This window comes from Streptomyces sp. NPDC058701, assembly GCF_042715295.1.
Lineage (GTDB): Bacteria > Actinomycetota > Actinomycetes > Streptomycetales > Streptomycetaceae > Streptomyces.
Map to the genome: position 1 here is coordinate 250508 of NZ_JBHXSY010000009.1, position 9413 is coordinate 259920.

Annotated in this window: 9 protein-coding genes; 6 read left to right on the forward strand and 3 right to left on the reverse strand. The window is 74.0% G+C overall.

Annotated features, from left to right (window positions below; translation table 11 throughout):
* Window positions 1-95: 95 nt before the first annotated feature.
* The 4 genes from ACFWW8_RS13205 (at window position 96) to ACFWW8_RS13220 (ending at window position 4641) form a co-directional block, all read left to right on the forward strand.
* Entirely contained in the window at window positions 96-1301 is a 1206-nt protein-coding gene (locus ACFWW8_RS13205; protein WP_386527590.1) for a glycosyltransferase family 4 protein, read from the forward strand.
* Window positions 1298-3049: a lipopolysaccharide biosynthesis protein gene (locus ACFWW8_RS13210; protein WP_386527535.1), complete on the forward strand. Its 1752-nt coding sequence runs from the start codon at window positions 1298-1300 to the stop codon at window positions 3047-3049. Before ACFWW8_RS13205 ends, ACFWW8_RS13210 begins: the two co-directional genes overlap by 4 nt.
* Window positions 3046-4275, forward strand: a complete 1230-nt coding sequence (locus ACFWW8_RS13215) for a hypothetical protein (RefSeq protein ID WP_386527538.1) — start codon at window positions 3046-3048, stop codon at window positions 4273-4275. The genes ACFWW8_RS13210 and ACFWW8_RS13215 overlap by 4 nt, the downstream gene beginning before the upstream one ends.
* 117 nt (window positions 4276-4392) lie before the next feature.
* Window positions 4393-4641, forward strand: a complete 249-nt coding sequence (locus tag ACFWW8_RS13220) for an SCO4226 family nickel-binding protein (RefSeq protein WP_386527541.1) — start codon at window positions 4393-4395, stop codon at window positions 4639-4641.
* Window positions 4642-4681: 40 nt separating this feature from the next.
* On the opposite strand, the gene ACFWW8_RS13225 is transcribed toward ACFWW8_RS13220, so the two are convergent.
* On the reverse strand, window positions 4682-6193 hold the full coding sequence (locus ACFWW8_RS13225) for a hypothetical protein (protein ID WP_386527544.1): 1512 nt from the start codon (window positions 6191-6193) through the stop codon (window positions 4682-4684).
* A gap of 96 nt (window positions 6194-6289) precedes the next feature.
* On the opposite strand from ACFWW8_RS13225, the gene ACFWW8_RS13230 reads away from it, so the two are divergent.
* Complete coding sequence (locus tag ACFWW8_RS13230; protein ID WP_386527547.1) at window positions 6290-6829, forward strand: WcaF family extracellular polysaccharide biosynthesis acetyltransferase; 540 nt, start codon at window positions 6290-6292, stop codon at window positions 6827-6829.
* Complete coding sequence (locus tag ACFWW8_RS13235; protein ID WP_386527550.1) at window positions 6826-7944, forward strand: glycosyltransferase; 1119 nt, start codon at window positions 6826-6828, stop codon at window positions 7942-7944. The genes ACFWW8_RS13230 and ACFWW8_RS13235 overlap by 4 nt, the downstream gene beginning before the upstream one ends.
* 78 nt (window positions 7945-8022) lie before the next feature.
* Here the strand turns inward: ACFWW8_RS13235 and ACFWW8_RS13240 are convergent, their stop codons facing one another.
* Both ACFWW8_RS13240 and ACFWW8_RS13245 read right to left on the reverse strand, forming a co-directional pair.
* Window positions 8023-8238: a DUF6458 family protein gene (locus ACFWW8_RS13240; protein WP_383901241.1), complete on the reverse strand. Its 216-nt coding sequence runs from the start codon at window positions 8236-8238 to the stop codon at window positions 8023-8025.
* A 361-nt stretch (window positions 8239-8599) separates the two neighbouring features.
* The gene (locus ACFWW8_RS13245; protein WP_386527553.1) at window positions 8600-9280 is read right to left on the reverse strand and encodes a hypothetical protein; all 681 of its coding nucleotides are present in this window, start codon (window positions 9278-9280) and stop codon (window positions 8600-8602) included.
* Window positions 9281-9413 lie beyond the last annotated feature (133 nt).

Sequence of the window (9413 nt, forward strand, 5' to 3'; positions counted from 1 at the left end):
TCCCCACCATGCCGGTGAACGAATAGGGTGACGTGCGCATCATCCAGGGGAAGAGGGGACGCTCAGTGTCCAGATCCGGTCACCGGCGCCTGCTGCTGGTTTCCACGAATTACGCTCCGGAGCACGCGGGTATCGGGCCCTACGCGACCCAGATCGCCGAGCACTGGGCGGATCTCGGCCACGAGACGCACGTCCTGGCGGGCATGCCCCACTACCCCGCGTGGTCGCTCGAGCCGGAGTACAAGGGGGCGCTACGGCGCACGGAACAGCGCGCGGGGGTGCACGTGCACCGGCGTGCGCACACCGTGCCGGCGCGCCAGACCGCCGTGAAGCGGGCCCTGTTCGAAGGGTCGATTCTGCTGCACGGCGCCGTGGCCCCGCCCCGGATGCCGAAGCCGGACGCGGTCCTCGCCCAGATGCCCAGCCTGGCCGGCGGGGTACTGGCCGCCCGGCTCGCGGCGAAGTGGAAGGTCCCGTACGTCCCCGTGGTCCAGGACCTGATGGGCGCCGCCGCCGCGCAGAGCGGGATCAGCGGCGGTGACAAGGCGGCCGCGATCGCCGGCCGCGCCGAGGCGTACGCGCTGAAGCGGGCCACCCTGGTCGGCGTCATCCACGAGACCTTCGTGGACCGGGTCGTCGGCATGGGCGTGGACCCGGCGAAGATACGCCTGGTCCCGAACTGGTCCCACGTGGCGGCGCCCACCAAGCCGCGCGCCGAGACCCGCCGCCACCTGGGCTGGGCCCCGGGCCAGACGGTCGTGCTGCACTCCGGGAACATGGGGCTCAAGCAAGGGCTCGAAGTCCTCGTCGGCGCCGCACGGCTCGACCCCGACGTCCGCTTCGTCCTGATGGGTGACGGCAGTCAGCGCTCGGCACTGGCGGACCTCGCGGCCGATGTGCCGAACCTTGACATCATTCCCCCTGCCGCCGACGGCGAGTTCCCGGATATCCTCGCCGCGGCGGACGTGCTCGCGGTCACGCAGCACGCCGCCGTCATGGACATGAGCGTGCCGTCGAAACTCACGTCCTACTTCCAGGCCGGCCGGCCGGTCGTCGCCTCCGTGGCGGCTCTGGGCGGGACCGCCCAGGAGGTGGAACGCTCGGGCGCAGGGGTGCTCGTACCGCCGGAGGACCCCGAGGCCCTGCTGAAGGCCGTCCGGGCCCTCGCCGAGGACCCGGAGGGCGCGGACGCTCTGGGCGCGGCCGGACCGCGCCACGTGGCGGCCCACCTGAGCCGCGAAGCGGGCCTGGCCCGGATCGACGCACTGATGGACGAAGCACTTGGGGGTCCCCGGCCGTGATCGATACGAACCGCCCCGCGGCGGCCCCGGCGGAGGACGAGCCCGATCTCCTCAGGGACCAGTTCAGGCAGCTCCTGCGCTACCGCCGGCTCATCGGCGCGGGCATCGGGGTCGGCCTGCTGGGCGGCGTGTACCTCGGGATCTCCACGGCGGACACCTACGTGGCCACCGCCGACGTCGTCCTGCGCGCGCCGACCGACGACCCGTTCAACCCGAGCCTCGCCCCGGACAAGGCGATCAACATCGGCTCCGAGCGGCAGGTCGCGCTCAGTTCCTCCATAGCCAACGAGGCCGCGAAGAAGCTCGGCGTGTCCGCCAAGGACTTCAGCGCCCTGCGCGGCGGCCTCCAGGTGACCAACCCGCCGCAGACCATGGTGCTGCGCTTCACCTACACCGCGTCCTCCCCCAAGGAGGCCGCCAAGCGGGCCAACGCGATGACGGACGCGTACCTCCTCAAGCGCCAGGAGTCCCTGGACGCGACCCGCGACAAGATGGTCAAGGGGTACCAGGAGCAGCGCGACCCGGTCGCCAAGCAGCTCGACGAGCTGTCCAAGGACATCGCCCGGATGCCGGCCGGCGCCCCGCGCGACACCGCCACCTCCACCAAGACGGACCTGCAGAGCGAGGTCGGCGGCTACAACGGCAAGATCACCAAGCTCCAGGCCCTGGACATGACCCCGGGCCGGGTCACCAGTGCGGCGACCGCGCCGACGTCGACCGACGGCCCCGGCATCGTCATGTCGCTCGCGCTCGGCGCGGCCGTGGGCCTCGCGCTCGGCCTGCTCGCCGCCTGGGTCCGCCTCGTCTTCGACCCGGCTCCCCGTTCCGAGGGCGACGTGGCCCGCGCCCTGCGCGCGCCCGTCCTCGGCTACCTGCCGCGGGACAAGACCGGCGGCGGCCCGCTGCTCGCCGCCGGCGAGGCCGATCCGCGGCTCGCCGAGGAGTACCGCTCGGTGGCCTTCCGGCTCGCCTACGACGCCCGGTTCGCCGACCGGCGCCGGCTGCTGGTCGTCGCCCCGCGCGGCAGCAGCGAGACCGCGGCCGCGGTGGCCGTGAACCTGGCCGCCTCCTTCGCGGAGACCGGCAAGGACGTCCTGCTCATCGAGGCGGACCTGCGCACCCCGGTGCTGGCCAGCCAGCTGCCGACGGACGCCGGCGGCCGGCCGCGGTGGAGCCAGACCCCGGGCAACACGCCCGCCGGGGGGCGCCACGGCGACTCCGAGTGGCCCGACGGGCGCCAGCTCGTCGTGGACGCCGGGGAATCCGGCTCCTTCGACCTGATCCCCGGCGAGCGGGCGCGCAACGTGCCCCGTGCGCTGACCTCCGCGCGCGCCACCCGGCTGATCTCCGAGGCCGACTCCCCCAACTCCACCGTGGTCGTGCTCGCGCCGCCCGTGCTCTCGTACGCCGACGCCCTCGCCCTCGTCGACCGCGTCGACGGGGTGCTGGTCGTCTGCGACCCCCGCGCCGTGCACCGCACCGACCTGTCCCGCATCCGCGAGCTGATCAGCGGCGCCGGCGGCACCGTCCTCGGCGCGGTGCTGCACGCTCCGCTGCCCGGCGAGAAGCGCGGACGCAAGGGCAAGGACGGCTCGCCGACCGCCCCGGAGACCCCGGACGCGACCGCGAAGCCGCGGCCGCCGCAGCCCCAGCCGATCCCGTACGAGGTCGCCGAGGCCGAACAGCACATCCCGGGCGACGGCACCGACACGGTCGCCCTGCGCACCGTCCGCACGGGCCGGCGGTGAGCCGGCGCTCTCTCGCCGCGGTCGCGTCGGTCCTGGACCAGGCAGCCTCCAGCGCCACCAACATCCTGGTGCTGGTGCTGGCCGCCCGGCTGTCCTCGGCGTCCGGGTTCGCCGACTTCTCGATGGTGTACGTGGCGTTCAGCGTGCTCCTCGGGCTGAACATGGCCTACGTCGGCCAGAGCGTCGTCCTGGAGAAGGGCGAGCGGCTCGGCGCCGTGTGCCGGTCGGCCGTCGGCTTCACCGGCGTCGCCTCGGCCGCCGCGGGCGCCCTGCTCGCCCTCGTGGGGTCGGCGCTGCCCGGTCCGGCCGGACGGGCCATCCTCGCGCTGGGCCTGGTCCTTCCGCTGGTGCTGCTCCAGGACGGCCTCCGGTACTGCTTCTCCGCGCTGCGCCTGCCCGAACGGGCGCTGGCCGCCGACGCGCTGCGCCTCGTGTGCGTCCTCGCCGCGCTGGCCGTGCAGCCCCAGGGGGCCTCGGCGGGGCGGCTGGTGCTGGTGTGGGGGCTGTCCGCGCTGCCGGCGCTGGCGCTCGGGCTGTGGCTGCTCCGGCCGTACGCCCGGGGCGCGCGCGCCGACCTGCGGCCGTACCTGCGCCGCGGTCACCTCGGGCAGCGGTTCGTGGTGGAGTTCGCGGTGGGCAACGGCTCCAGCCAGCTCGCCGTGCTCGGTCTCGGCGTCTTCGCGACCCCGCTCGCCGTCGGCGCGCTGCGCGGGGCGACCACGCTCTTCGGGCCGTTGAACGTGCTGTTCAACTCGGCGAACGCCTTCGGGCCGCCGGTCGTCGGCCGGGCCCGCGGCAAGCGGGGCGTCGTCCGCCTCACCGCGCTCATGGGCGGCGCGCTCGCGCTGCTGGGCGCCGGGTGGGGGGCCGTCCTGTACGCGCTCCCCGACCGCGTGGGACGCCGGCTGCTCGGCGACACCTGGGAGGCGGCGGCCGCGCTGCTGCCGGCCACGGGTGCCCAGTACGCCGTCATGGGGCTCGGCACCTGCGCGCTGCTGACGCTGCGGGTGCTCAACCCGAAGGCGACGCTGTCGCTGCAGGTGGTCTTCTCGCTGCTCTCGGTGGGCCTGCTCGTGGGCGGGTACGTCCTGTGGGGCGTGGCCGGCGCCGCGTGGGGTCTGGCGCTGGGCTCCGCCGCGAAGGCGGGCGCGGGCTGGCTCCGGGTGGCCCGGCTGAAGGTGCCCGCGCCGGCCGCCGAGTCCGACCGGTCGGCCGCCCCCGCCTGAGCGGCGGCCCCGGCAGCCTCCCGGAACGCCGGTCCCCCCTCCTCGTCCGGCCTGCGCTCGCACCGCGGCCGTCCAGGGCGAATCATGGGAGGGGAACACTCGACAGGAGGCGCCGTCATGGCGACGTTCATGGATGTGCACACAGGAATGCAGGGCATCACGGCCGAGCAACTGATGGCCGCGCACCGGGCCGACCTCGCCATCGAAGGCGAGGAGGGCGTCCACTTCGAGAAGGCCTGGGCCGACCCCGAGTCGGGCACGGTCTACTGCCTCTCCACCGGCCCGGACGCCGACGCCGTCCTCAGGATCCACGAGCGGACCGGTCACCCCGCCGACGAGATCCATCCCGTCCCGCTCACCGCCTGAGACCGGACCCGGGGACCGGCAGGGGCACCGCCGTCCCGCGCTAGCGCAGGGTGGTGCCCTTGTCGGCGCGGTACGTGGCGACGAGCGCGAGGCACAGGCCCGCGATCGCGACCCGGCCCGAGGCCTGGAGCAGCGGCCCGCGCAGCAGGATGAAGGAGTAGCCGGCCACGAGCGGCACCACCACCGAGATCAGCGCGCCGGGCGGGGCCCGGCGGGTGGCGCGCTGGGCGTAGCGGCGGTCGATGCGGGCGGCGGCGTACCCCAGGCCGAGCAGTCCGCCGACCATGCCGAGCGGGCCGAAGTCGAGCCACAGCTCGGCCCAGATCGGCGAGGAGAGGTTCGTGTTGACGGTGCCCATCCACTGGCCGACCAGCACGCCCGTGTCGCGCGCCTTGCCGGGCCAGACCGAACGGGGCACCGCGAACAGGACGGAGCCGGCGAGCTGGCGGCCGTAGGAGTGGCCGGGCCCCGACTGCGCGTAGGTGATGGTGTTCGCGAACATGCCGATCTGGTCGTAGTCCTTGAGCGCCATCGGCTCCAGGAACGACGTCGTCTCGACCGGCTTGTAGTTCTTCTCGTCGTAGCGGAAGCGGTCCGCGAACGGGAAGACGAGCAGGGCGATCACCACGGCCATCGACAGCGCCACCCGGTACATCGCGGCGCTCACCGGGAAGACGGTGAAGAGCAGCGCGAACATGACCGTGAGGAACCAGTAGCGGGGGTTCGAGATCGGGTTGTTGACCACCAGGTTCAGGGCGGCCAGCGCCGACCAGGTGACGATGATCGAGACCTTGCGGCGGGCGAACTTCGAGGTGATCAGCCAGCGCGTGTAGAGCAGCAGGGACAGCAGCGCCGGGACGGTGCCGAAGCCGCGCAGCAGGGCCTGGCCGGCCTGGCCGTCGCCGTTGGAGACGCCGGCCTCCTCGATGCCCGCGATGATCTCCTGACGGCTGGAGAAGAACACCGCCGGGCCGCCCAGCTTCATCACGAAGGCGGCGCTGCACGCGAACGACAGGGCCGCGAGGAGCTGGAGGCGCCGCCGGTGGGCCATGACCGGCCGCTGCTCCTTGCGGGGGTCGCCCGAGCGGACGGTGGGCCGGTGGCGGGCCAGCAGGACGCCGACGTCGAAGGCGAGGCAGCCGAGCAGGACCAGGCCGACGGCGAGGGTCAGGTCGGAGCGCGGGCCGACGACGGGCGTCGGGACCCGGCCGAGGACGGCCTGGGCGAGGGGGGCCACGCCCATGGCCATGTAGACGAACAGCCAGAAGGATCCCTGAAGCAGCTTGCGGCGGCTGGTGAGGACCATCGCGGAGAGCCGGGCGCCCGCGTACATGGTCAGGAGCAGCTGGAGCCAGAAGGCCGCGTCGCGCTGGCCGTCGCCGGTCTGGACGGCGACGAAGAGCGGCAGGAAGACGGTGAACCCGAGGGCGAGGGGGACGGAGAGCGCCCGGGAGAGCAGGGTGCGCGGGGTGGTGACCCGGCCCCACTTGGCCTCGTCCTCCAGCGACGGCACCGGGCGCGCCGCGGAGGGTTTGCGTATGTCCGTTGCCACTGCGCCCCCACCCGATGTGCCTGGTCCGGCCGCAGTCTAGTCTGAGCGGTCGGCGCCCGGGGAGGCGCCGCCGGGGGTGGACGAAGGGGACCTCAGTTGCGCGATCTTCCTGGCTTCACGCTGGCCGGATACGACAAGGGCCGCGGGCTGCTGACGCAGGCGCTCTGGTTCGCCGTGATGAACACCCTGTTCATGAGCTGGTTCTGTCCGGCGCGGGTCCGCGTGGCGCTGCTGCGGGCCTTCGGGGCGGAGATCGGCGAAGGGGTGCTGATCCGGCACAGGGTGCGGATCCTGTGGCCGTGGAAGCTGACGGTCGGGGACCACGCCTGGATAGGCGAGGGCGCCTGGGTGCTGAACCTGGAGCCGGTGACCATCGGTTCGCACGTGTGCGTCTCCCAGGAGGCGATGCTGTGCACCGGCTCGCACGACCACCGGGCGGCCGACTTCCGCTACCGCAACGCCCCGATCACCGTCGGGGACGGGGCGTGGGTGGCGGTACGGGCGACCGTGCTGGCCGGGGTGACCCTGGGCCGCTGCGCGGTCGCGGGCGCCGGGTCCGTCGTGCACAAGGACCTGCCGGAGCTCACCCTGCAGACCCAGGACGGGCGCCGCCGCCCGGTGGAGGAGCCCAAGTGAGAGTCCTGCACGCCGTCACCCTGCACTCGCCCTCGCACGCCTTCGGCGGGCCGGTGCGGGTCGCGCTGAACCTGGCCAAGGGACTGCGGTCCCGGGGCCACGAGGCGCGGCTGCTCGCGCTGGGCGAGGGCTTCGGGGATCCGTGGCCGACCGAGGTGGAGGGGGTTGCGGCCAAGCTGTTTCCGGCGCGGCGGCTGCTGCCGCTGGGCTTCAGCGGGATGACCTCGCCGGCCCTGCTGGCCTCGGCGGGCCGGCTGGTGCGGGACGCGGACGTGGTCCACGTCCACCTGGCGCGCGACCTGGTGACCCTGCCCGTGGCCCTGGCGGCGCTGCGGGCCGGCAGGCCGCTGGTGTTGCAGACCCACGGCATGGTGGACCCGAGCGGGAAGCTGCTGGCCAAGGTGCTGGACGCGCTGGCCGTGCGCCGGGTGCTGCGCGGCGCGTCCGCGGTGCTGTACCTGACCCCGCACGAGCGGGAGGGCCTCGACGCGGTCGTCGGCGGCCCGCTGGCGAACGCGGTGCGCCTCGTCAACGGCACGCCGGCGCAGGAGGAACGGCCCGTCCCCGAGGGCCCGCCGCGCATCCTGTACTCGGCGCGTCTGCAGGCCCGCAAGCGGCCGGTGGACTTCGTGGACGCCGTTCCGGCGGTCCTGGCCGCGTACCCGGACGCGGAGTTCGTCGTCGCGGGTCCCGACGAGGGCGAGCGGGCGGCCGTACTGCGCCGGGTCGCGGAGCTGGGGCTCGCGGACACGGTGCGGGTGCCGGGGGCGCTGAGCGGGCAGGAGGTGCTGCGCGAGCTGCGCCGGGCGCACGTCTACGTCCTGCCCTCCGTGGACGAGCCGTTCCCGATGTCGGTGCTGGAGGCCCTCGCCGTGGGCGTGCCTTCGGTGGTGACCCACTCCAACGGTCTGGCCCGCGACATCGCGGCGGCCGGTGCCGGGCGGGCCGTGGACCCCGGTCCGGAGGGCGTGGCGGCGGCGGTGCTGTCGCTGCTGGACCCCGCCGCGAACCGGTCGGCGTCGGTGGCTGCCCGCGAACTGGCCGCCGGGTCGTTCTCGATGGACTCCGTCCTGGACACCCTGCTGCCGGTGTACGAAGCGGCCGTACGCGGCTGACCGCGCGGGCCGCCTCCGGGCGGGCCGCCCGCGGGGTCGGCCGCGGGGTGCGGCGGGTCTCGGACGGCGTCGCGGGGCTCAGATGACGTCGCGGCGCTCCTGCACCACCGGCACCGCGCCCATGGTGCGACGGCGCTTGAGGACGCTGGAGTACACGGCGAGGCCGATGGCACCCACCGCCATCATGATCAGGCCGACCAGATCGAGGTCGACGCTCCGCATCTCCCAGTCCGTCGCGAAGGTGAGGATCGCCCCCACCACGATCAGACCGATGCAGCCGCCCAGGCCGGTCATAGGACTCGCCTCCGAATTCGGTGTCGTTGCGCTCTGGACCCGCGGGTACCCCCGATCGGCGGGCGAAAACGCCACGGTGGAAGGGCGGTTGGCCGCCGACAATCACGAACGCCCCTCCCCCGCACCCGCGACGGGTGGGAAGAGGGGCGTCCGGGTGCCGGAGCCGCAGGGCGGCCCCGCGAGGCGCGCCGCGCCGGGCTTAGGCCGTGCCTTTCGGATCATGGCGGGCCCGGGGTGTCCGGCACCGCGCCTCGCGGCGTTCTCGTCGGTCGCCGACACACCACGTCGGCTCCCTCCTCGGCCTTGCGATGCACGGCACCGGACACCCCGGGCCGATCCACCCTGATCCGAAAGACACGGCCTAGGCGCGCAGCCAGGCGTAACAGCCGGTCGAGTTGAACTCGGCGGTGCCGGCCGGGATGGTCGCCGTGATTTTGTCGCCCGCCTTCGGCGGGGTCTCCGGGCCCGAGGCCAGGATCGCCCCGTCCTTGCCCTTCGCCTCCCACGTGCAGTTCACGGCCTGCGTCAGCGCCCGGTAGCTACCGGGAGCCGGCGAGGACCGGGGACCTTCGGGGAAGCCCTTCTCCGCCGCCGCGAGAATCGGCTTCTGGTCCGGGCACAGCAGGTTGATCGCGTCCTTCGCACCCGCGATCTCCCCGGTGATGACGGCGCCGGTCGCCGCGTCCTTGTCCCGCTTCGCGGTGCGCTGCACGCGCTGGCAGGACTCCTGGCCGGTCTGCAGGACGGCCGCCGGGTCCGTCTTCTCCGGCACCCGGCCGCTCAGGTACTTCTTCTCCTGCGCGGTGAAGCTGCCCGTCTTCGGGGTCAGCTTGTCGTCCGGGACGACCGGGCCCGACGGCTTCGCCCCGGGCGTGGGGTCCGTCGTGGCCGGGGTGTCCGCCGGGTCCGGGATCGGTGACGAGGCCGGCGGCTTGGCCTTCGCGTCCGCGGCGGAGTCGGCCTTGTCGCCGCCCGAACTGCAGGCGGTCAGCGTGAGGGCGGCGGCCAGCAGAACAGCAGCCGCTGCGGAGCGTCGGTACATCGGATGGCTCCCGTACTTACTGGGTGGGACAGGCGTGGGGGGGGCGGGGGGGGGGGGGGCGGGCGCCCCCCCCCCCGCGCGCGGGTTAGAGGGGCGCGAGTGTGTGGGGTGGGTGTGGTAAACAAAAAAAGAC

Coding starts and splice junctions, on each gene's coding strand:
- ACFWW8_RS13245 (WP_386527553.1), bottom strand. CDS start 9,280: ATGTACCGACGCTCCGCAGCGGCTGCTGTTCTGCTGGCCGCCGCCCTC.
- ACFWW8_RS13240 (WP_383901241.1), bottom strand. CDS start 8,238: ATGACCGGCCTGGGCGGCTGCATCGGTCTGATCGTGGTGGGGGCGATC.
- ACFWW8_RS13220 (WP_386527541.1), top strand. CDS start 4,393: ATGGCGACGTTCATGGATGTGCACACAGGAATGCAGGGCATCACGGCC.